The sequence below is a fragment of the Cupriavidus neocaledonicus genome (assembly GCF_000372525.1).
GTDB lineage: Bacteria > Pseudomonadota > Gammaproteobacteria > Burkholderiales > Burkholderiaceae > Cupriavidus > Cupriavidus neocaledonicus.
In genome coordinates this window covers 122,267-144,298 of sequence record NZ_AQUR01000097.1, presented here as the reverse complement: position 1 = coordinate 144,298, position 22,032 = coordinate 122,267, and the positions used below count along the sequence as shown (strand labels likewise).

Below are 22,032 nucleotides of genomic sequence, written 5' to 3'. Positions count from 1 at the left end.
CGGTCAGCGCCGCAGGAGCCAGATCACCACCGAAACCACCACCGACAGCAGGATGCAGGTCGTGATCGGGAGGTAGAAACTGAAGCCGTCGCGAACGATGTGGATATCGCCGGGCAGGCGGCCAAGGCGGTCGAACGGCAGTTTGGCGAGCCAGGGCCAGGCGGCGCCGGCGGCAAGCAGCACGGCGCCCAGGATGAGAAGCAGGCGTTGCATTGGGATGGGAGAGGGCGAGGCCAACCTGAGCATTTGACCGGCGGTCGGCGCCTTGATTCCGGCCTGCGGCAAAGCCAAGTGCCCGATGTGAAAGATTCCCCCAATGTAAATTGAAGGCTGGTGCTTTCGATATGAAATTTCCTTATTGACCGGCCAGTACCGGGTGGAAAATTTCACCTCCACATAAATTTATGGAAGAAAGTACCTTTCAACGGTTCTGGAAACATTTTTTGGGGCGGGATAAGGGGAACAAGTGGTGAATCCTGGCTCCGAAATCCAACGGCTTTTGCCGGGTTAACGCCAATTCTTGGCGCCGATCCCCGTTGCCTAAGATTCGTTCAATTAGAGAACGATAGTTCGCTATTAGAACAACTTGAGCTGGTCATGCCTGCTGGCAGGCGGACCGCGCGATTTCCAAGGCAGACGGAGACAACAGTGCCTCAACCCCTCCCATCCAAGGCTGGCGTCGCGGACGTCCAGGCCCTGATCGACGGACAGCGATTCACTGGCTACCAGTGGCTCATTCTTGTGCTGTGCTTCCTGGTGGTCGCCGTCGACGGCTTCGATACGGCCGCCATCGGGTATATCGCACCGGCGCTGGTGCAGGACTGGGGGATCGAAAAATCGGCGCTCGGGCCCGTCATGAGCGCGGCGCTGTTCGGCCTTGCTTTCGGCGCGATCTTTGCGGGTCCGCTGGCCGACCGCATCGGCCGCAAGAAGGTGCTGGTGTTGTCGGTGTTTTTCTTTGGCGCCTGCAGCCTGGCCACGGCCTACGCGCCCACGCTGGGCTGGCTGACGGTGCTGCGCTTCCTGACCGGCCTGGGCCTGGGAGCTGCCATGCCCAATGCCGTGACGCTGACCGCAGAATTCGCGCCGCAACGCCGCCGGGCGGTGCTGGTGAACACCATGTTCTGCGGCTTTCCGCTCGGCTCCGCCGCCGGTGGCTTTGTCGCCGCCGCGATGATCCCGCACTTCGGCTGGCCCAGCGTGCTGCTGCTCGGCGGCATCGTGCCGCTTGCGCTCGCGCTGCTGCTGGTGATGCTGCTGCCCGAGTCGGTGCGCTACATGGTGGTGCGCAACTATCCCGCCGACCAGATTCGCCGGCTGCTGCGGCGCGTAACCGGCGCGGACGTGGGGGCAGTCAACACCTTCATCACCGGCGAGCAGGCGCCCGCGACCCGCTCCGCCATCGGCACCGTGCTGGCGCCGGGCTATCGCCTGGGTTCGGCGATGTTGTGGTGCACCTACTTCATGGGCCTGGTCATCTTCTACCTGCTGACGAGCTGGATGCCCACGCTGATGAAGGACGCCGGCTTCTCGATCCAGCACGCGTCATTCCTGACGGCGCTGTTCCCGCTCGGCGGCGGCATCGGCACCATCGCGGCCGGCTGGTTCATGGACCGTTTCAATCCGAACAAGGTGATCGCCATCACCTATGCCGCCACCGGCGTGCTGATCTACGCCGTGGGCCAGGGCACCGGCAGCCAGGTGCTGCTTGGCGCGCTGATCTTCCTCGCCGGCACCGCGATGAACGGCGCCCAGTCCTCGATGCCTTCGCTGGCCGCGGCGTTCTACCCGACGCAGGGCCGGGCCACCGGGGTGGCATGGATGCTTGGCATCGGCCGCTTCGGCGGCATCACCGGCGCGTTGCTGGGGGCGGAACTGCTGCGCCTGCAGCTCGGCTTCGACACCATCTTTACGCTGCTCGCCGTGCCGGCATTGCTGGCCGCCGCTGCGCTGGTGGTCAAGCATGTCAGCGGCAGCCGTGCGCCAGGTGCCGATGCCGCCGGCAGCGCAGGGGTGGCCGCTCATTGAGCCTTTACTGTCCCCTGACTGCCCCCTCACCGCGCGGCAGGCGGCATGGCCGCGGCGCGGATGCAGTCGGCCAGCGCTTCGGCCATCGGGCTCAGCGTGCGGTCGCCGTGCCGCAGCAGGCCGATCGGTTCCTCGGTGCCCTGCGTATCGAGCGGCAGCAGGACCAGCTCGTCCTCGGCCACCGCGCGCCGCGCGGCGGACAGGGGCGCCGCCCACACGCAGTCGCTGTGGCGGGCCAGCAGCCGTCCGAGGTAGGCATCCGACGTTTCCACGCATCCGCCCGGCAGGGGCAAGCCGTGGCGGGCCAGCAGGCTTTCGGTGTTGTGGCGGGGGATCGAGCCCGCGGCGGGGATCACCAGCGGCCATGCCAGCACGTCGAGCAAGGTCGGTCGCGAGACGGCGGCAAGAGGATGCCCGGGGCGTACCGCCAGCGCCAGCGAGTCGGGCCCCAGCGATTCGAACCACAGGCTTTCCATGGCAACCGGGTCATCCATGCGGCCAATCACCAGATCCAGCACATCGGCCTTGAGCTGGTCGATCAGGCTCCGGTTCATGCCGGTCTGGACGGCCAGCCCAATCTCGGGATGCGCGGCGCGAAAGCGCAGCAAGGCATCGGTCAGCACCGCCGGCACGACGCTGGGCAGCGCCCCCAGCCGGATGCGCTCCCGGGGCTGCGCCTGCTCGCCGGCCATGCTGTCGGCCGCCGCATCGATATCCGCAAGGATGCGCAGCGCGTGACGCAGGAAGCGCGTGCCGGCGGTGGTCAGCTCCGTGCCCGCACGCTGGCGCACCAGCAGGCGGGTGCCGGTCAGTTCCTCCAGTTCGCTCAGGGTCTTGGACACGGCTGGCTGCGTCAGCCCGAGGCGGTCGGCGGCGCGGCCCAGGTGCTGGGTCTGCGACACCGCGACGAAGCAGTAGAGATGCCGCAGCCGAACGCGGTTGCGGAAGATTTCGAGCGCGGGCCGGGCGGTGGTTTTCATGCGGGAAAGTTATCGTAATTCTCAGAAAACTCAATTTACATGACTTTATGCGTTGCCTAAAGTCCTGCCATGCCAACCACAAGGAGACTGCGCCATGACGCGTATTGCCCAATATCGCCGTCCCTACTGGGACACCCAGCCCGAATACCGCTTCGACCCCTACGCTTCCACGCAGAAGCGCTCGCCCGGCCAGCCGCTGATTGCGCTGCCGCAGTCGCTGTCCGAAGTGACCGGTCCCGCTTTCGGCGCCGAGTTCGTGCACGAGGGGGATAACGATCTCACCATCGGCAATGGCGGCGAGCCTGTCGGCGAGCGCATCCTCGTGTCCGGCCGCGTGCTGGACGAGAATGGCCGGCCGGTGCCGAACGCGCTGATCGAGGTGTGGCAGGCCAACGCGGCCGGCCGCTACGTGCACAAGCGCGACCAGCATGACGCGCCGCTGGATCCGCATTTCTCCGGCGAGGGCCGTACCGTCACCGACGCCAACGGGCACTACCGCTTCAAGACCATCAAGCCCGGCGCCTATCCCTGGCGCAACCACCACAATGCCTGGCGGCCGCAGCATATCCACTTCTCGCTGTTCGGCAACGCCTATGCCACGCGCCTGGTGACGCAGATGTACTTCCCCGGCGATCCGCTGCTGCCGTTCGACCCCATCTTCAACTGCGTGCCGGACCAGAAGGCGCGCGACCGGCTCGTCGCCAGCCTCGACTGGGAGACCACCCAGCCCGAATACGCCCTCGGCTACCGCTTCGATATCATCCTGCGTGGCCGCGATGCCACGCCGATGGAGTAAGACCATGCTTTACGCCACCGCATCCCAGACCGTCGGTCCTTACCTCCATATCGGCCTGAGCGGGCTGAACTGCGCCGACCTGACCGCCAGCGCACCGACATTGGCCGGCCAGCGCATCGTGATCGAAGGCCGCGTCACCGACGGCAACGGCGAGCCCGTGCCCGACGGCATGGTCGAAATCTGGCAGGCCAATCCCGCGGGCCGCTACCGCCACGCCGAAGACACGCGCGAGCTGCCGCTGGTGCCCGGCTTTACCGGTTTCGGCCGCGTGCCGACCGAGCCTGACGGGTCGTTCCGCTTCGTCACCGTCAAGCCGGGCGCCGTGCCGGGTGCCGACGGCCGCCCGCAGGCGCCGCACATCATGGTGTCGGTGTTCATGCGCGGGCTGGTCAGGCACGTCGCCACGCGCATGTACTTCCCGGACGAGGCCGCGGCCAATGCAGCCGATCCGGTGCTGGCGCTGGTGCCGGCCGAGCGGCGCGGCACGCTCGTTGGCATCGATTCCGGCAACGCTGCCGGCAACGGCACGCTGCGCTGGGATATCGTGCTGCAAGGCCCGGGCGAGACGGTGTTCTTCGATATCTGACACGCCGCGCCGGCGGCCGGGGCATGTCCCGGGCCGCCGGCGACAAGCATAATCAGGTGGTCGTCATCGCCACGACCCCTATCGATCGCCCCCATGCCAACCGTCACGCGTCTTACCGATCCCATGTTCGGCAGCCCCGCGGTGCTGGACATTTTCTCCGACGCCGGCACCGTGCAACGCATGCTTGCCGTCGAGGCCGCGCTCGCGCGCGCCGAAGCGCAATGCGGCGTGATCCCGGCCGCCGCCGCGACCGTCATCACCGACATCTGCCGCGACCTCGGCGCCATCGACCGCGAAGCGCTGGCGCAGGCCGCGGTCGCTGCCGGCAATCTCGCCATTCCCTTCGTCAAGCAACTGACCGCGGCCGTGGCTGCGCGCGATGCCGATGCGGCGCGCTTCGTGCACTGGGGCGCCACCAGCCAGGACATCATCGACACCGCGCTGGTACTCCAGCTTGCCGACGCGCTGCGCGTGCTCGATGCCGACCTGATAAGCCTGGGCGAAGCCTGCGCCGCGCTGGCCAGCGCGCACCGCGCCACGCCGATGGTGGCGCGCACCTGGCTGCAGCATGCACTGCCGACCACCTTTGGCTGCAAGGCCGCCGGCTGGCTCGACGCGCTGCGCCGCGACCTCGCCCGCCTTGATGCGGCCCGCGCGCAGGCGCGCGCGCTGCAGTTCGGCGGCGCCGCGGGCACGCTCGCCAGCCTCGGCGATGCCGCGCCCGGCGTTGCCGCCGCACTGGCCCGCGAGCTTGGCCTGGTCGCACCCGTGCTGCCGTGGCATGCGCATCGCGACCGTATGGTCGAAGTGGCCACCACGATCGGCATGCTGACCGGCACGCTCGGCAAGATGGCGCGCGACATCTCGCTGCTGATGCAGACCGAGGTGGCGGAAGTGGCCGAGCCCGCCGGGCCCGGCCGCGGCGGTTCCAGCACCATGCCGCACAAGCGCAATCCGGTGGGTTGCGCGGCGGTGCTGACGGCATCGGTGCGCGTGCCGCCGCTGGTGGCCACCATGTTGTCCGGCATGGTGCAGGAACACGAGCGCGCCCTCGGCGGCTGGCAGGCGGAATGGGACACGCTGCCGCAGATCGTCACGCTGGCCGCGGGGGCGCTGCGCCAGATGGGCGAGGTGGTGGCGGGGCTGCAGGTCGATGCGGCGCGCATGCGCGGCAATCTCGATCTCACGCATGGGTTGATACTCGGCGAGGCAGCGATGCTGGCGCTGGGTACACGCATCGGTCGCTTGCCGGCGCACAAGCTGGTGGAAAACGCCTCGCGGCGCGCGGTGGAGCAGGGCACGAGCCTTCGCGACGCGTTGGCGGCGATGCTTCGCGAAGATCCCGCGCATGCCGGGCTGCTGGATGAGGCTGCGCTGGAGCGGCTGGCCGATCCGGCCAATTACGCGGGGCAGTCGGCGCAGTTCGCGGATGCGGCGGTGGCGGCGTGGCGGGAAGCGGTGGCGAGGGCCTCGGCTTCAGCTCGGTGTACTCCCTCTCCCGCTTGCGGGAGAGGGCCGGGGTGAGGGCGGGCGTGCCGACGAAATCTGGCGCAGCAGCATGCCACCGTCTGCCCTCACCCCACCCCTCTCCCACTGCGCGGGAGAGGGGAGCGTTCACGGCGGGCGGCCAGTTCCAACGCATGCGTTTCATATTGGCTCCTCCTTGCACAGTCACCAGTGACCGCCTGCTGAACCCAACACACCAACATCCAGGGAGACTTCCTTGCCTTACTTAGACCACGCCGGCGCCCGCCTCTTCTACACCGTCGACGGCCCCGATTCAGCCCCCGCCATCCTCTTCTCCAACTCGCTCGGCACCGACCACACCATGTGGGAGCCGCAGGCCGCCGCGCTGGCCGGGCGCTTCCGCGTGGTGCGCTACGACACCCGCGGCCATGGCCGCTCGACCGCACCCGGTGATGCCTTCACCGCTGAACAACTCGGCCAGGATGTGATCGCCATACTGGATGCATTGGGCATCGGCCAGGCCGTGTTCTGTGGCCTGTCGATGGGCGGCCTGACCGGGATGTGGCTCGGCATCCATGCGCCCGAGCGCTTCTCCCGCATCGTGCTGGCCAATACCGCCGCAAAGATCGGCAACGCGGAAGGATGGAACACGCGCATCGACACCGTGCTGCGCGACGGCATGGGCGTGATGGTTGCGCCTTCGGTCGAGCGCTGGTTCACCCCCGCGTTTGCCGCCACGGCCGGGCGCGCGCTGGATGGCCTGCGCAGCGTGCTGGCAGGACTCGATCCGCGTGGCTATGCGGCCTGCTGCGCGGCGGTGCGCGACGCCGACTTCCGCGAGACGGTGTCGTCGATCCCGGTGCCGGTGCTGGTCATCGCCGGCAGCGACGATCCGTCGACCACCGCGCAGGATGGCCGCGCGCTGGCCGATGCGATTCCCGGCGCGCGTTTTATCGAATTGCCCGCCGCGCATATCTCCAGCTTCGAGCAACCCGGCCGCTTCACCGCCGCACTGATCGATTTCGTGCGCGGGCGCCTGCCCGTGACCGACGACCACGCGCGCTACGATGCCGGCCTGTCGGTGCGGCGCGAGGTGCTCGGCAGCGCGCATGTCGATCGCTCGCTGGCGCGGCTGGCGCCGCTCAACGAAGAATTCCAGAACCTGATCACGCGCTATGCCTGGGGCGAGATCTGGACGCGCGAGGGCCTGCCGCGCCATACGCGAAGCCTGCTGACCATCGCCATGATGGTCGCGCTGAACCGCGCGGATGAACTGAAGCTGCATCTGCGCGCCGCCGCCAACAACGGCGTGACGCGCGACGAGATCAAGGAAGTGCTGTTGCAGACGGCGATCTATTGCGGTGTGCCGGCGGCGAATTCGGCCTTCCACATGGCCGAGGAAATCTTCGCCGCGATGGACCAGCCCGCCTGATCCGTCAGCGCACCGCGAATGCCGGCAGCCGCGCCCGCCCCGATTGCCGGAACTCCGTCGGCGCCTGTCCCACCTGCCGCGCGAAGAAGCGCGAGAAGTACGCCGCATCGGAGAAGCCGAGCGACAACGCGATGTGCTTGATCTCCAGGTCGCTGAAGAGCAGGTCGCGCTGCGCTTCGGCGAGCACGCGCGCGTGGATCATCTGAAGCGCGGACTGGCCCGAGGCCTGGCGGCATACGCGGTTGAGCTGCGTGGGCGTAATGCCGATCGCCCCGGCGTAGTGCCCGATTTCCTTCTGCTCGCGGTAGTCCGATTCCAGCAGTTGCTGGAAGTGCTGGAAGTGCCGCGCCGGTCGGCTGCTGCTGCGCACGGCTGCCGGCTGATCGGCATTGCCCAGCCGCGCAATGCCGATCAGCACCAGCGTCAGCAGCGCCGACAGCGACGCCCCGCGCCAGGCGGACACCGCTTCCATCTCCCCCCGAAACAGCGCCAGCGCATCGGCCAGCGCGTGGCCGCGCCGCACGCGGTCGTGGCGCGGGTGGTCGAACAGCGGCAGCGCATCCGGCACCCCCGCCAGCAGCGTGCGCAGGTGGCTGTCGGTCATGGTGACGACCATGCCGTCAGTGTCAGGCGTAAACACAAAACCGTGGATGTGCCGCGGCGGCATCGTCACCAGCGAGCCGCTGCGCAGCGGCTCCCGGCGCTCTTCGAGCAAGGCTTCGCCGCCACCCGCATGGATGTACAGAATTTGCAGGAAGCGTTCATGCCGGTGGGGCTTGATCTCCCACCCGTGCAGGCGGCTGCGCGCGGCAATGGACTCGAAATGCAGCTGGTCGGACAGCGGTTCTGACGAATTCACGCCGTACAGGGAGTAGGTCGGGACAGGTCTCACGGGGGCGTCAGTGTTTACCAGCAATGTTCCGATTGTCCTGTCATTGGTTCGGTCTGTCCATTCCGTAGCGAGCGTCCGGCAACTATCGTTAGCGCCAGCAGATCGATACACAAATGGAGACAAGACATGCGCACCCAGGTTGCCATCATCGGCGCCGGCCCCGCCGGCCTGTTGCTCGGGCAGTTGCTTACCAAGACAGGCATCGACAACATCATCGTCGAGCAACGCAGTCCGGAATACGTGCTGGGACGCATCCGCGCCGGCATCCTCGAGAGCGTGACCGTCGATGCGCTGGAGCGCGCGGGCGTGGCGGCGCGGCTGCACGAGGAAGGGCTGGTGCACGACGGCATCGAGCTGTCGTTCGATAGCCAGCGGCATCGCATCGACCTGCACGCGCTGGTCGGCCGCAGCGTGACCGTCTACGGCCAGACCGAGGTCACGCGCGACCTGATGGCGGCACGGCAGGAAGCGGGCATCACCACGGTCTACGAGGCGCAGGATGTCAGCCTGCATGACTTCGATGGCGCCAGGCCGGTGGTGCGCTACCGCAAGGGTGGCGTGGCGCACGAGATCCGATGCGACTACATCGCCGGCTGCGACGGCTTTCATGGCGTCAGCCGCCAGAGCGTGCCGCTTACCGCCACGCAGCTGTTCGAGCGCGTCTATCCGTTCGGCTGGCTTGGCATCCTCTCGGACACGCCGCCGGTGGCGGACGAACTGATCTATGCCAGCCATGAACGCGGCTTTGCGTTGTGCAGCATGCGCTCGCGCACGCGCAGCCGCTACTATGTACAGGTGCCGTCGAGCGAGCGCGTGGAGGACTGGTCCGATGACCGCTTCTGGGACGAACTGCGTTGCCGCCTCGACCCGCAGTCGGCGCAGTCGCTGGTGACGGGCCCGAGCATCGAGAAAAGCATCGCGCCGCTACGCAGCTTTGTGTGCGAGCCGATGCGCTTCGGCAACCTGTTCTTGGCCGGCGACGCCGCGCATATCGTGCCGCCCACCGGCGCCAAGGGGCTGAACCTGGCCGCCAGCGACGTGCTGACCCTGGCCGACGGACTGGTCGCCGCCTGCCGGCATGACGACAAGCGCGAACTGGATGCCTATTCGGCGCGCTGCCTGCGCCGCATCTGGAAGGCCGAGCGCTTTTCGTGGTGGCTGACTTCGCTGATGCATCGCTTCCCCGATGCGGATCCGTTTGCGCTGCGCATGCAGCGGGCCGAGCTCGATTACCTGGTGGGTTCGGAAGCGGCTTGCCGGGCGTTGGCGGAGAATTATGTGGGGTTGCCTTATTAGCGGCGCTGAACGAAAGCCACTACCGCCAGCGAAGGCTTCCCTCTCCCGCGCAGTGTGAGAGGGCAGCAAACCGGCAGCGCGCCAGCCTTGTCGCGACCCCATGCCACTGCAGTGGTGCGGCGGCATGGTGGGACGGCGATCGCCGTTGTCCGATTTCGGATCAAGGCCTGTCGCCTGCCGGTTTGGCCGCTGACTGCGCCATCCCTAGACTCAAGCCGTTCGAGTCAAGGAGAACGCGCCATGGCAAACCTGCCACCCATCTTTCCCAATCTGCACGCCTGCCTGCTCGGGGTGCTTTGCCTGGCCCCGGCCGGCGCCGCCGTCGCCCAGGACTGGCCCATCAAGCCGGTCACGCTGGTGGTTCCGTTCCCGGCGGGCGGTGGCACCGACCTGCTGGTCCGCACCATCCAGCCCCGGCTGCAGGCGGCGCTCGGCCAGCCCGTGGTGATCGACAACCGCAGCGGTGCGGGTGGCACCATCGGCGCTACGTTCGTGGCGCGTGCCGCGCCGGACGGCTACGTGGTGGGCGTGGCGACCACCAGCACGCATGCGGTCAGCGCCAGCGTCTATCCCAGGCTGCCGTACAAGCCCGCCGCCGACTTTGCCTACGCTGGCTTTATCGGCACGTCGCCTTACGTGCTCGCGGTCAATCGCGCACTGCAGGCACCTGACGTGAAGGCGCTGCTCGACCGGTTGCGCCACGACAAGCCCGCGCAGTACAGCTTTGCCTCGGTCGGCGTGGGCACGGTATCGCACCTGATCGGTGTGCAGTTCCAGGCGTTGTCCAGGGTGCCGCTGACGCATGTGCCGTATCGCGGCGCGGCGCCCGCTTATACCGACCTTATCGGTGGCCAGGTACAGCTGATGTTCGACAACCCCGCGGGACTGGTGCCGTATCTCCGCGCCGGCAAGCTGGTTGCGGTCGCCACGACCGCTCCGACGCCGCTGCTGCCCGGCGTGCCGACCTTCGCCAGCCAGGGCGTGCCGGGCTTCGCGCAGCAGCTCTGGTATGGACTGGCATATCCGCGCGGGACGCCGGCGCCGATCGTTGCGCGCATGAACCAGGCGCTCAACCAGGTGCTGGCGGACAAGGACACCGTCCGCGAACTCGCCGACAAGGGCGTGACGGCGCGCCCGGGCACGCCTGCGGAGATGCTCGGCACCGTGCAGCACGACTTGTCTTACTGGGGCGAGATTGCCCGGTCCGTGGGAGCGACGATTGAATAAGCCACAGCTGCACACCATGCCCGCGCGCGGCCGCGCGGCGCTGATCGACGTGTTCGTGCGGGCCCCCGGCGGCGGCAACCCGGTACCGCTGGTGGCCGATGCGCAAGGCATGTCCGAGGCGGAGATGCAGCAGGTCGCGGCACGGCATGGCCATGAATCCGCCTTTGTGCTGCCGCCGTCGGCGGAGGGGGCGGACCTGCGCCTGCGCTTCTTCGTGCCGAGGCACGAGATGGAGATGTGCGGCCACGCCACGGTGGGCGCATTGTGGGCGCTGCGCCAGTGGGGCCGCTGGACCACGCCGGCCGCGCGCGTCGAGACGCTGAGCGGCATCGTGGCGGCGCGCTGGGACGAGGCGGCGCAGCGGGTGTGGATTTCGCAGCCGCCGGTGCAGGCAAGCGCGCTGGATGCGGCCCGGCGCCGGGCGGTCGCCGCGGTGCTGGGCCTGCCTGGCGAGGGCGGCGGCCATGCCATGACCAATGCCTGCACCAGCCGCGTCAAGACGCTGGTGGCGATGCCGGATGTGGCGGCGCTGGCCGCGTTGCGGCCGGACTTCGCACGAATGGCGGCGTTGTGCGATGCGATCGGGTCCACCGGGCTGTACCCGTATGCGGATGCGGCAACCGACGATCCCCCGGCTCCGCCAGCCACGCGGGCGGTCCATGCACGGCAGTTTCCGCGCGCTTCCGGCTACCCGGAAGACGCCGCCACCGGCATTGCCGCCGCCGCGCTGTGGGGACACCTTGCCGGCTATGCCGGAGGGAGCGCGCCAGTACTCGCGGTACGGCAGGGCGAAACCATGGGCCGGCCGTCGGAAATCCTGGTGGCGCCGCGCGTGGCGGCCGACGGCACGGCGCAGGGTTGCTGGCTTACCGGCGCGGTCCATTGGAGCCAGCCATGAGCGCCACCACGCCGGAAGACCGGCTCGCGGCCGCGGGCTTTGCGCTGCCGGACGCGCCCGTCCCGCGCGGCAGCTACGCGCCGGCCTGCCTGATCGACGGACGCGTCAGCGTCAGCGGCCAGACGCCCCGGCGTGACGGCATTGCCATGGCCGGCTGCTGCGCCACGGAAGCCGATCTCCCGGCCGCTCGCCTTGCCGCCGAGGTGGCGATGCTGAATGCGCTGGCTGTATTGCGGGCAGCCGCCGGTGGCGAACTGGCGGCGGTGCGGCAGGTCACGCGGCTGCGCGGCTTCGTGCGTGCGCACGGCGATTTCACCCGGCATTCGCTGGTGGTGGACAGTGCCTCCGCGCTGCTGGCACTGGCTTTCCCCGATCAGGCGCTGCCGGCCCGCACCGCGGTGGGGGTGGCGAGCCTGCCGGACCGTGCCTGGATCGAGATCGAGCTGGAGGCCTGCCTGGCATGACCGGCAGGAATGCCCGGCTGGTGCCCTCAGCGCGCTGGCGGAACCTCGCGCAGCAGGCGCACGAGATGGCCGCTGCTGGCAAAGCCAAGGCGCTCGCTGACGCGGGCCAGCGGGAGCCCCTCTGCCAGCAGGCTGCGCGCATGCGCCGCGAGCACGCGCCGGCGGACCGTGACCGGGCTCGCGCCGAACTCGAGCTGGCAGGCGCGCTGCAGCTGCCGCGCCGATGCGCCCAGGGTGCAGGCCGCGGCATCGATCGACGGCAGCGCCTGGTCGCGCTCCAGCGCCGCGCTGAAGCATCGCACCAGCCTGAGCGCGAGCGAAGCCGGCTCCTGCGGCAGCGCCAGCAGCGGGCTGGCCATGATCTGCCCGACGATGGCGCGCACCAGCAGCTCCGCGCTGGCAGGCGCAAGCCCGGGCGTCAGCAGCGCTTCAAGCATTGCCAGCGCGGCGCCGTCGAGCCGCAGCGCGCCGTAAGGCGCGGCGCTGCGCAGCCTGTCGGGGGGCAGGTAGAGTTCACCGTGATGCTGTCGTCCGGCTTCCGCCGCGGTGAAATGGCGCGTCGACGCCGGCAGCAGCACCGCCCCGCCGCGTACCAGCGTGGCCGCGACCGGACCGGGCTGCGGCGTGTCGGGCTGGCTTTCCCACACGCTGCGCAGCCGGCCGGCGCGCGTCCACAGCAGCATGCTGCAGTCGTGCGTATGCCATTCGCGCCGGAATCCCGCGTGGCGGCTTTCATGCAGCGCAAAGCCACGCTCGGCGGTCAGGTGCAGCTTGGGAGAGTGATGTGTCAGGGCAGCCACTTTCGGGACGCGTGCGGGGTGGGTTGGCGCGTGCCGACGATGGTGCCATATCCCGGGGCGGGACGGGGAGTCCCGAGCCTGGACTACGGCGCAGCGGACGACAAGGCCATCACCCGCGGCATCGCCTCGGCCACCACGCCGCCCACCAGCACCACCGCCGGGCTGGCCATCCCGGCGGCCAGCGCATCGGTCAGCGTTTGCACCGTGCCGGCCCAGCAGCACTCTTGCGCGCCGCCTGCATGCATCACCACCGCCGCCGGCGTATCGGCGCGCATGCCGGCCGCCAGCAGCCCGTCGCGGATCGCCGCGAGCCGGCTCATACCCATGTAGATGACCAGCGTGGTGCCGCCGCGCACCAGCGCGTCCCAGTCCGGCGAGCCGTGTTCGCTGGTGTGGGCGGTGACGAAGGTCACGCCGTGGCAGTGGGCGCGGTGGGTCAGCGCGATGCCCAGGGCCTGCGCCGCAGCGACGCCGCTGCTGATGCCGTTGACCACTTCCACCGGCACGCCGTGCGCGCGCAGGAACGCGGCCTCTTCGCCGCCGCGGCCGAACAGCAGCGGATCGCCACCCTTGACGCGCGCCACGGCGCGGCCGGCCAGCGCGTGCTGCAGCGTCAGCTGCTGGATGCGCGCCTGGGTGACCGAGCAGCGCCCGCCGCGCTTGCCGACCCACTCGACATGCGCGCCGGGCCGGGCATAGCAGGACATCTCCGGCGAGACCAGGTCATCGACCAGCCATACGTCGGCGCAGCCGAGCGCGCGCACCGCGCGCACCGTGACCAGGTCGGGACTGCCGGGGCCGGCACCGACCAGCCAGACCTTGCCGGGCTTGAGGGGAGAGTTCATGCAAGGGGCTCCTGCGTGTTCGGTGGCCTGGCATCAGTGACTGGTGCCAGCCGATCGCGTGGTCTTGTTGAAGACGTTGTACTTGCCGATGGGTTTGTCCATCGGGATGCGCTTCACTTCCTGCAGCGTGGCGGCGTCGTAGACGACGATCGCGCCGTCGCGCTCCATCAGGCTGACCAGTGCATGGCGCCCGTCGCGCGTGAATTCCACATGCGCGGCGGTGCGGCCCGGGCTGGGCGTGACGCTGCCGGCGACTTGCAGGGTCTGCTTGTCGATCACCTGCAGCGTGTCGCGCCGCGGGCTCATCATGGCGTCGGCCCACGCGTAGCGGCTGTTCTCGTGGCTGCGCAGGAAGAAGCCGGGCCCGTTGGTGGGGATGGCTGCGACCATACGCCAGTCCTGCATGTCGATCACCGGGATGCGGCCCTGGCCGAGGTCGGGCGACGCCATCACTGCATGGCCGCCCAGCTCCCACGTGATGCCGCTGCCGAGGTGAGGCATGCCGCCAAGCGCCAGCGAGGCCACCTTGCGACCCTGGTCGAGGTCGATCACCTGGCCGCCGCCGCTGCGCGATGCGCCAAGGATGTGGCGGTAAGGCTGGTCGAAGAAGAAATCGTCGAGCACGTCGTCCAGCACGATCGCGCGCGGCGCCAGCGACGCCAGTGGCTTGCCGGCGGCGTCGGCATATGGGATCTCCCAGACTTCGGCGATGTCCTTCAGCGCCGCGACAAAGCTGTGGCGCGGCGCCGCGTCATAGACAGCCGATACCCGCGATACGTCGCCATTGCGGCCCCTGACATCGATCACCCGCACCAGCGACAGGTCGTCGGCGCGCAGCAGCACCAGCGTGCGCGGCAGCGTATTGCCGGCCAGCACCCAGCGTCCGTCATCGCTGACGGCAACGTTGCGCGTGTTGATGCCGACGCGGATCTCGGCGACATAGGCCAGGTTCCACAGGTCGTACTTGCTGACCCAGCCGTCGCGGCTTGCCATGAAGACATAGCGGCCATCGCGGCTGAACTTGGGGCCCCCGTGCAAGGCGAAGCGCGTGGCAAGGCGATGGATCGGCGCCAGCTTGTCGCCGTCGAGCACGGTCATGTGATGGCTGCCTGCCTCGACCACCACGAACAGGTTCTGCGGGTCGGCGCTGAACACGGGGCGCGCCGGCAGCGTGCCGGGCGCATGCATGACCACGTGGCTGGCCCGGATCGCATCGGCGCTCCATTGCGGCGCGGCGGCCGGTGCCGTGCGCAGCCAGCGCGCCAGCGCCTGCAGTTCCGGCGCCGCCAGCGTGGGGCCGAACGCCGGCATCTGCGTCGCGGCGCGGCCGTCGCGCAGCACGCTGTCGAGTTCGCTGGCGCGCAGCCGCTCCAGGCTTTCCGGCAGCAGCGCGGGGCCCATGCCGCCGAGGCGGTCGGCGCCGTGGCAGGCAGCGCAGTGCTGGGCGTAGTGCGCAGCAGGATCGACCGACAATGCGGATTGCATCCCGCACGCCAACGCCAGGGACAGCAGCCATCGCGCAATGCGTGTCATGCCGTCACCTCCGCCTGGAGCGGGCTGGCGATTTCGCCGTCGCTGAGGTAGCAGCCCGGATCTTCCGCCCATGCGTTGCCGGTCAGCGCAAGGGCACGTACTCGCGTATTGCCGTTGCAGATGGCGCGGTGCGCACAGTCCGCGCAGCGTCCCTGCAACGGGCGCGGCCGGCTGGCCAGTCCCGCCATCAGCGGATCGGCGCGGCTGGCCCAGATCTCGCCAAAGGGGCGGTCGCGCACGTTGCCCAGCGTGACATGCCACCACATCGTGTCGGGGTGCACATTGCCGAGGTTGTCGATATTGGCAACCCCCACGCCGGTCGCGTTGCCACCCCACTGTTCCAGCCGCTGGCGCATGTCCGCGACGCGGTGCGGGAAGCGCTGCGCAATCCAGTGCAGCAGGTAAACCCCGTCGGCGTCGTTGTTGCCGGTGACGAAGTCGCCGGCATGTCCCGCGCGCGTGCGCTGCCAGACATGGTCGAACAGCCAGTCCAGCGCGGCGCGCGTGCGCGCATGCCGCGCGTCGTCGGCGCGATGGCTGCGCGCCCGGCCGGCGTAGTTGAAGTGGGACAGGTAAAACTTGTCGATGCCTTCGCCTTCGGCCAGCGCGACGAGATCGGGAAGCTGTGCGGCGTTGGCTTCGGTCAGCGTCATGCGCACGCCGACGCGCAGGCCGGCGGCGCGCGCCATGCGCAGGCCGGCCAGCGCCTGCGCGAAGGCGCCGTCGCTGCGGCGGAAGCGGTCGTGCGTGGCGGGCAGGCCGTCCAGGCTGACGCCGACATAGTCGAAGCCCGCCGCGGCCAGCCGCGCGGCGTGGCCGGCATCGAGCAGCGTGCCGTTGGACGACAGCGACAGGTGGAAGCCAAGCGCGCGCGCATGCGCGGCAATGTCATACAGGTCCGGCCGCAGCAGCGGCTCGCCACCGGACAGGATCAGCGCGGGCACGCGTGCGTCGCGCAGCTGGCCAAGCACGTTCAGCGCTTCGGCGGTGTCGAGCTCGCCCTTGAAGTCGGTGTCGGCAGAGGTGGCGTAGCAATGCCGGCAGTTGAGGTTGCAGCGGCGGATCAGGTTCCAGATCACGACCGGCCCGGCGGCCTTGCGGGCAGGCGGCACCGGCCCGGCATCGCGCAGGGCTTCCATGAAACGGGACAGGCGGAACATCAGCGTGGCTCCTGTGAGGCAGCGCCGGCCGGTGGCAGGCGCAGGCCGGTTTTCTTCAGGATGCGGGTGGACCACAGCACATCATGCGCGCGGCAGGCGTCGCCCAGCAGTGCGGCGATTCGCTCGATCTGCGGCACCGCGTCGGCGCGCGTCCGCGCGTGGACCATCGCGAACAGGTTGTAGGGCCAGTGCGGCAGGCGGCGTGGGCGCAGGTAGCAGTGGCTGACGAAGGGCAGCGCACCCACGCGTTCGCCGAGCGCCTCGACGCGGGCATCGTTCACGTCCCACACCGTCATGCCATTGGCGCGCCAGCCCAGCCGGTAGTGGTTGGGCACCGCGCCGATGCGGCGCAGCATGCCGCGCGCCTGCATCGCCGCCAGGCGTGCAATGACTTCGGTCTCGGTCAGGCCAAGCGCGGCGGCGACCGCGGCGAACGGGGCCGATACCAGCGGCAGGCCGGCCTGGGTGGCGCGGATCAACGCCAGGTCGGTGGAGTCGGCAGCGTCGGCAGCGTCTGGCATCAGGCGGGCAGATAGAGGTTGACGAAGAACTCGCGTTCCTTGGGAAACGGCAACACCTCGACCCCGGCCGTGGCGGCGATGCGCGCGAGCGCCGGCGCGACCTGCTCCGGCCGCGCCACCGCCAGCACGAACCACAGGTTCAGGTGGTGGGTGCGCGCGTAGTGGTGCGCGACCTCGGGGTGGGCGTTGATGGCGGCGATGACGGCGTCCAGCCGCGCCGCCGGCGCGTGGCAGGCGCACAGCACGAAGCGGCCGCCCGCGCGCTCGACCTGGTACAGCGGGCCGAAGCGCGTCAGCACGCCGTTGGCCAGCAGCGCGCGCAGCCGCTCCAGCAGGACGGCTTCGGTGATGCCGAGCGCCCCGGCGGCTTCGGCGTACGGGCGCGGCACCAGCGGCAGGCCACGCTGCAGGGCGTTGACGATGCGGCGGTCGAGTGCATCGAGAGGTTCGGGACGATCGGTTGGATCCATAGCGTCGCAGGACGCGGCGGCGCGATTCATGCCGGCACCTGGGTGGCGTAGCGCGTGCCGCGCTGCTTGTAGCAATGCGTGCCGACCAGCACCGAGCCGGGCACCTGCTCCAGCCCGGCGGCGGCGCGGACCTGCGCCAGCGCGGTCTGGAGGTCCTGCGCGCTGCGGGCGTGGATCATGGCAAACAGGTTGTAGGGCCAGTCCGGCAGCCGGCGCTCGCGGCGGTAGCACAGGGTCACGCGCGGCTGCCGTGCCACGCTCATGCCGATGGCGTCGACGCGGCCGTCGGGCACGTCCCACACGCACATGGCATTGTGGCGGTAGCCGAAGCGCCCGTGGCGCAGCACCACCCCCACGCGCCGGATCACGCCTTGCGCCGACCAGTGCGCCAGCCGCTCGAACACCTGCGGCACGGCCAGGCGAGCCTGCCGCGCCAGCGCATGGAACGGGCGCGGCGTCAGCGGCAGCCCGGCTTCCAGCGCGGCGACCAGGCGCCAGTCGTCGTCGTCCAGGGCCACGGCAGCGGCAGGCGGCGCCAGCGTGGCGGCCCGGCGCGGGCGGGCGCCGTGCTGGCATGCCAGCGGAAAGCCCAGGTCGATGTGGTACTCGCGCGCCATCGGCAGGTCCAGCGGTGCCAGGCCGGTGAGGTCGCCGATCGACGCCAGCGTGGCATCGAGCATGCCGCGCTCGCGCGCGCCCGCGACAAACCACAGGTTGTAGCGATGGCCGCTGCGCGCGTAGTTGTGGCTGACCGCCGCGCAGGCGCTGACGCGCGCCGCCACGCGGTCCAGCTGCGCCGGCGGCACCGACAAGGCGCCGAGCGTGCTGACGCCGATCACGTTCGGCGCGAACACGGCGCCGACGCGGCTGATGCGTCCGGTGCCGAGATCGCGCGCCAGCAAGGTCAGCAACGCGTGCTCGCACAGTCCGGCTTTTGCGGCCAGCGCCTGGTAGGGCCGCGGCTGCAGCGGGAAGCCGCGCTGCAGCTGGTCATAGAGGCTTTGCTCGTTAAACATGGCGCGCCCTACATGCCGAAGCGCTGCGCGCGCGCGGTGAAGAAGATGCCGCTGGGATTGTCGGCCGGCAGCGTGGCCAGGCGTTCCAGGGTGGCGGTGTCGTAGACCTCGACGCGGTTGTCGTCGCGGCAGGACAGCCACAGCGCTTCGCCCTTGGGCGTGAATTCCATGTGCAGCACCCCGCGGCAGGGGCGCAGCGTGCGCACCACCTGGCGCGTGGCGGTGTCGATTATCTGCACGGTGTCGTTGTGCGGAAAGGCGAAATTGACCCAGACCTGGCGCCCGTCGGGCCGCGCCATGGCGAACACCGGCTGGCCCGCCAGCGCCACGCGCGCCGCCTCGCGCCAGCCGTTGGCGGGATCGGCCACCAGCACTTCATGGCGCCCTATCGCCGGCAGCCACGCCATGCCTTGCGCCATGGCCCAGCCGCGCAGGTGCGGCATCTTGTAGACCGGCAGCGGCGCATTGCCGCGGCCATAGCCGGACAGGATGCGGCGCGCAAGCGGCGGCGCCTGCCACAGGTCGACCAGCGCCAGGCCGTCTTCGCCGAACAGGCCGGCCAGGTACCAGCGGCCGTCGGGCGTGACCAGGCCGTCGTAAGGCTCGCGCCCCGCAGGCAGGCGCGTTACCTGCGGCTGGCGCGGATCGCTGGCGTCGATGATCCAGATTTCGCCGGATTCGAACAGGCTCGCGGCAAAGCGCCGGCCCGGCAGGTCGGCCAGCCCGACCACCTTGGCGCGGCGCCCGTCGCTGCCGATCGCCGGCAGGTCTGCCAGCGGCGCCAGCGTCTGCGCGTCGAACAGCCGGATGCCGCCCGGCGCATAGTTCTGCGCGGCGACCACGCGGCCATCCTGCGAGATGGCGCCGCCGATGCTGTTGCCGGCCTGCAGCACGCGGTGGGTGATACGCGCGCCAAGCAGGTCCACGCGCGTCAGGCCCCCGTCGCGGCCGAACACATAGGCATAGCGCGCATCGCGCGAGAACACCACGCTGGCATGGGACAGGTCGCCCAGCCCTTCGACCGTGGCGAGGCGGGTCATGCCGGTGGTCTCGACGATCTGCAGCCGGCCCGCGGCGCGCTCCACCACCACGCCCAGGTCGCCGGTGCCGCGCACGGTGGCGGCGCAACCGGCAGCGAGCATGGCGACGAGAGCCGTGCATGCCGCCGCGGCCAGCCCGCGCATCAGTTGCCTTGCGGCGTGACGGCCGGCGGCTGGCCGGCCCGGAGTCGATCGATCAGCCATCGGGCTTCATCCTGCGTCATGAAAGGTTGCCAGGGCGGCATCGCCGTGCCGGGCCGCCCGTACAGCACGGTGGCCACGAGGCCGTCAGGCGGCTTGCCTGCAAGGCTGGCGGTCGTCAGCGGCGGACCCAGCCCGCCGCGCAGGGTCATGCCGTGGCAGGCGCCGCAATCGTCGCGCAGCCAGTGCGCCAGTTGCGCCTGCCGCGCCGGCGCGGGCGGGTCCGCGGATGCGAGCGCGCTGGCGCAGGCTGAGGCGACCAGCAACGCGACCGCGGCGCGGTGCCATGCAATGCGGTTCAGAGGGAAAGGATCCATTTGGCCAGCGTGTTGGCGTCGGCCGCGCTGACCGCGTTGGCTGGCATCGGCACCGGGCCCCAGCGGCCGCTGCTTCCCTTCAGGATGGACTGGACCATCTGCGCCTGCGCGTCCTTCCTGCCGGTGTACTTGCCCTTGATGTCCTGGAACGCGGGGCCGACCATCTTCTTGTCGATGGCATGGCAAGCCAGGCAGGCCTTGCTTGATGCCAGGGCCTGGCTGGCGTGTGCCGGCATGGCTGTGCCGAATGCCTGCAGGCAGCCGAACGCCGCCAGCAGCGCACGCAGCGCGGGTTGTGTTCGCATGATGGTTTTCTCCATGGAAGTAACGCGGGGACGTCGGCGGCCCTCGCCGCGCCGGGGCGCAGTGAGGGCGCAGGCTCAGTAGACGTCGTGCTGCGTGTTGTAGGCGTTGAACTTGCCGGTCGGCGTGACCAGGCGCTTGTCCTTGATCACGGTCTTGAGCGTGCGGGTCCTGTCGTCGACTACCACCAGCGCGGATTCACCGTCCTTAGTGCCCCACACCGAGAACCAGACCTCGTCGCCGGCCTTGTTGTATTCGGCCTGCACCACGCGCCTGGCGCCGCTGCCCTTCAGGTCGGCCCACTCGGCGATGGGAAGCACCTCGAAGCCGGCGTCGAGGTTGCGCGTGTCGAACACCGCGACCGACTGGTTGAGTTTGGCGTCCGGGTTCAGCGGGGTATCGACCCACAGGTTGGATGACTTGGGGTGGGTCTTGATGAAAAGCGAGCCGCCGCCCTGGCCCTTGACCGTCTGCACCACCTTCCATGCCTGCGCCGGATGGCCGGCGGGGTCGGTGCCGATCAGGCTGATGGTTTCGTCGCCCAGGTGGCTGGTGGCCCAGACCGGGCCGAACTGCGGATGCGTGAAGTTGGCGCCGCGGCCCGGGTGCGGGGTCTTGCCGACGTTGACCAGCGCAGCCAGCTTGTCTTCCTTGGTGTCGACCACAGCGATCTTGTCCGAGGCGTTGGCCGCGACCAGGAAGTAGCGCCCGGTCGAATCGAAGCCGCCGTCATGCAGGAACTTGGCCGAGTCGATGGTGGTGGTCTTCAGGTTGGCCAGGTCCGAGTAGTTGACCATCAGGATCTTGCCGGTCTCCTTGGCGTTGATGACGAACTCCGGATGGAAATGGCTGGCCACGATCGACGCCACGCGCGGCTCGGGGTGGTATTCGTTGTCGACGGTCATGCCGCGCGTGGACACTACCTTGAGCGGCTTGAGCGTGTCGCCTTCCATGATCACGTACTGCGGCGGCCAGTAGGATCCGGCCACCGCGTACTTGTCCTCGTAGCCCTTGTACTTTGAAGTCTCGACCGAGCGCGCCTCCATGCCGACCTTCACTTCGGCGACGATATCGGGCCTGGGCAGCCACAGGTCGATCAGGTCCAGCCGCGCGTCGCGGCCGATTACGTACAGGTAGCGCCCGGACGCCGACATGCGCGAGATATGCACCGCATAGCCGGTCTTGACGATATTGATGATCTGCTTGCTGTCGCCGTCGATCAGCGCAACCTCGCCGGCATCGCGCAGCGTGACCGAGAACAGGTTGTCGAGGTTGTACTGGTTCATCTTCCGCGTCGGGCGCTTGGCCACCGGCACGATGTCCTTGCGGCTTTTCTCGATATCGGCGAGCGAGAATTCAGGTGGCGTCGGCGGGTCGAGCTGGATGTAGCGCGCCATCAGGTCGACTTCCTTGTCGGTGAGGTCGCCCGAGGTGCCCCAGTTGGGCATGCCGGCGGGGCTGCCGTACTTGATGAAGGTCTTCAGGTATTCGGTGCCGCGCGCGCGGGTGATGTCCGGCGTCAGCGCCTTGCCGGTGGCACCCTTGCGCAGCACGCCGTGGCAGCCGGCGCAGCGTTCGAAGTAGATCTGCCGCGCGTGATCGAATTCAGCGGTGGTCAGCGTGGGGATGGCGGCCTTCTGTTCAGCCTTCGGCGCGGTCCTGGGGTCGGCCTTGGTGGCAGCGTGAGGCAGGCCAAGCCAGAGCGCGAGCGGCAATGCCGCGATTGCCGGATACAGCCAGTTTTTTGCTTTCATGGGGTG

At 69.4% G+C, this 22,032-nt stretch carries 23 protein-coding genes; 9 read left to right on the top strand and 14 right to left on the bottom strand.

Annotated elements, in window-relative coordinates:
• Positions 1-3: 3 nt before the first annotated feature.
• A complete protein-coding gene (locus tag A3AG_RS0116445) occupies positions 4-213 on the bottom strand; it encodes a DUF2905 domain-containing protein (protein WP_018006476.1) in 210 nt (69 codons plus the stop codon).
• 435 nt (positions 214-648) lie between these two features.
• Here A3AG_RS0116445 and A3AG_RS0116440 point away from each other — a divergent pair, with 435 nt between their 5' ends.
• Positions 649-2,028 carry an MFS transporter gene (locus tag A3AG_RS0116440; protein WP_018006475.1) on the top strand — a complete coding sequence of 460 codons (1,380 nt, stop codon included), beginning with the start codon at positions 649-651 and terminating at the stop codon, positions 2,026-2,028.
• A 26-nt stretch (positions 2,029-2,054) separates the two neighbouring features.
• Here A3AG_RS0116440 and A3AG_RS0116435 read toward each other — a convergent pair whose 3' ends face one another.
• A complete protein-coding gene (locus A3AG_RS0116435) occupies positions 2,055-3,008 on the bottom strand; it encodes a LysR substrate-binding domain-containing protein (protein WP_018006474.1) in 954 nt (317 codons plus the stop codon).
• A gap of 94 nt (positions 3,009-3,102) precedes the next feature.
• Here A3AG_RS0116435 and pcaH point away from each other — a divergent pair, with 94 nt between their 5' ends.
• From pcaH to pcaDC, 4 genes are all read left to right on the top strand, one after another.
• On the top strand, positions 3,103-3,804 hold the full coding sequence (gene pcaH, locus A3AG_RS0116430) for a protocatechuate 3,4-dioxygenase subunit beta (protein WP_018006473.1): 702 nt from the start codon (positions 3,103-3,105) through the stop codon (positions 3,802-3,804).
• Between the two features lie 4 nt (positions 3,805-3,808).
• Positions 3,809-4,390 carry a protocatechuate 3,4-dioxygenase subunit alpha gene (gene pcaG, locus A3AG_RS0116425; protein WP_018006472.1) on the top strand — a complete coding sequence of 194 codons (582 nt, stop codon included), beginning with the start codon at positions 3,809-3,811 and terminating at the stop codon, positions 4,388-4,390.
• Positions 4,391-4,483: 93 nt separating this feature from the next.
• Complete coding sequence (locus A3AG_RS0116420) at positions 4,484-5,914, top strand: 3-carboxy-cis,cis-muconate cycloisomerase (RefSeq protein WP_081610736.1); 1,431 nt, start codon at positions 4,484-4,486, stop codon at positions 5,912-5,914.
• A gap of 199 nt (positions 5,915-6,113) precedes the next feature.
• On the top strand, positions 6,114-7,289 hold the full coding sequence (pcaDC, locus tag A3AG_RS0116415) for a bifunctional 3-oxoadipate enol-lactonase/4-carboxymuconolactone decarboxylase PcaDC (RefSeq protein ID WP_018006470.1): 1,176 nt from the start codon (positions 6,114-6,116) through the stop codon (positions 7,287-7,289).
• 4 nt (positions 7,290-7,293) lie between these two features.
• Here the strand turns inward: pcaDC and A3AG_RS0116410 are convergent, their stop codons facing one another.
• Entirely contained in the window at positions 7,294-8,181 is an 888-nt protein-coding gene (locus tag A3AG_RS0116410; protein WP_018006469.1) for a helix-turn-helix domain-containing protein, read from the bottom strand.
• 126 nt (positions 8,182-8,307) lie between these two features.
• Here A3AG_RS0116410 and pobA point away from each other — a divergent pair, with 126 nt between their 5' ends.
• The 4 genes from pobA to A3AG_RS0116390 all read left to right on the top strand — a co-directional run bounded on the left by pobA (position 8,308) and on the right by A3AG_RS0116390 (position 12,066).
• Complete coding sequence (pobA, locus tag A3AG_RS0116405) at positions 8,308-9,477, top strand: 4-hydroxybenzoate 3-monooxygenase (protein WP_018006468.1); 1,170 nt, start codon at positions 8,308-8,310, stop codon at positions 9,475-9,477.
• A 240-nt stretch (positions 9,478-9,717) separates the two neighbouring features.
• Entirely contained in the window at positions 9,718-10,704 is a 987-nt protein-coding gene (locus tag A3AG_RS0116400) for a Bug family tripartite tricarboxylate transporter substrate binding protein (protein ID WP_018006467.1), read from the top strand.
• A gap of 16 nt (positions 10,705-10,720) precedes the next feature.
• Entirely contained in the window at positions 10,721-11,602 is an 882-nt protein-coding gene (locus A3AG_RS0116395; RefSeq protein ID WP_018006466.1) for a PhzF family phenazine biosynthesis protein, read from the top strand.
• A complete protein-coding gene (locus A3AG_RS0116390) occupies positions 11,599-12,066 on the top strand; it encodes a RidA family protein (protein WP_018006465.1) in 468 nt (155 codons plus the stop codon). The genes A3AG_RS0116395 and A3AG_RS0116390 overlap by 4 nt, the downstream gene beginning before the upstream one ends.
• Positions 12,067-12,092: 26 nt before the next feature.
• Here the strand turns inward: A3AG_RS0116390 and A3AG_RS0116385 are convergent, their stop codons facing one another.
• From A3AG_RS0116385 to A3AG_RS0116335, 11 genes are all read right to left on the bottom strand, one after another.
• A complete protein-coding gene (locus A3AG_RS0116385) occupies positions 12,093-12,866 on the bottom strand; it encodes an AraC family transcriptional regulator (RefSeq protein ID WP_018006464.1) in 774 nt (257 codons plus the stop codon).
• 83 nt (positions 12,867-12,949) lie between these two features.
• Positions 12,950-13,711, bottom strand: coding sequence for a uroporphyrinogen-III C-methyltransferase (cobA, locus tag A3AG_RS0116380; RefSeq protein ID WP_018006463.1), 762 nt, complete (start codon positions 13,709-13,711; stop codon positions 12,950-12,952).
• Between the two features lie 33 nt (positions 13,712-13,744).
• Positions 13,745-15,244, bottom strand: a complete 1,500-nt coding sequence (locus A3AG_RS0116375; RefSeq protein ID WP_018006462.1) for a nitrite reductase — start codon at positions 15,242-15,244, stop codon at positions 13,745-13,747.
• Positions 15,241-16,404, bottom strand: coding sequence for a heme d1 biosynthesis radical SAM protein NirJ (gene nirJ / locus A3AG_RS0116370; RefSeq protein ID WP_018006461.1), 1,164 nt, complete (start codon positions 16,402-16,404; stop codon positions 15,241-15,243). The genes A3AG_RS0116375 and nirJ overlap by 4 nt, the downstream gene beginning before the upstream one ends.
• The gene (gene ahbB / locus A3AG_RS0116365) at positions 16,404-16,925 is read right to left on the bottom strand and encodes a siroheme decarboxylase subunit beta (RefSeq protein WP_018006460.1); all 522 of its coding nucleotides are present in this window, start codon (positions 16,923-16,925) and stop codon (positions 16,404-16,406) included. Before ahbB (A3AG_RS0116365) ends, nirJ begins: the two co-directional genes overlap by 1 nt.
• Positions 16,925-17,395, bottom strand: a complete 471-nt coding sequence (locus tag A3AG_RS0116360; protein WP_018006459.1) for an Lrp/AsnC family transcriptional regulator — start codon at positions 17,393-17,395, stop codon at positions 16,925-16,927. Before A3AG_RS0116360 ends, ahbB (A3AG_RS0116365) begins: the two co-directional genes overlap by 1 nt.
• Before the next feature lie 26 nt (positions 17,396-17,421).
• The gene (ahbB, locus tag A3AG_RS0116355; protein WP_018006458.1) at positions 17,422-18,411 is read right to left on the bottom strand and encodes a siroheme decarboxylase subunit beta; all 990 of its coding nucleotides are present in this window, start codon (positions 18,409-18,411) and stop codon (positions 17,422-17,424) included.
• Between the two features lie 8 nt (positions 18,412-18,419).
• Complete coding sequence (locus A3AG_RS0116350; protein ID WP_035848962.1) at positions 18,420-19,595, bottom strand: cytochrome D1 domain-containing protein; 1,176 nt, start codon at positions 19,593-19,595, stop codon at positions 18,420-18,422.
• Positions 19,595-19,969, bottom strand: coding sequence for a c-type cytochrome (locus A3AG_RS0116345; protein ID WP_018006456.1), 375 nt, complete (start codon positions 19,967-19,969; stop codon positions 19,595-19,597). The genes A3AG_RS0116350 and A3AG_RS0116345 overlap by 1 nt, the downstream gene beginning before the upstream one ends.
• Entirely contained in the window at positions 19,951-20,274 is a 324-nt protein-coding gene (locus A3AG_RS0116340; RefSeq protein WP_115678599.1) for a c-type cytochrome, read from the bottom strand. The genes A3AG_RS0116345 and A3AG_RS0116340 overlap by 19 nt, the downstream gene beginning before the upstream one ends.
• 75 nt (positions 20,275-20,349) lie before the next feature.
• Entirely contained in the window at positions 20,350-22,026 is a 1,677-nt protein-coding gene (locus A3AG_RS0116335) for a nitrite reductase (protein WP_018006454.1), read from the bottom strand.
• Positions 22,027-22,032 lie beyond the last annotated feature (6 nt).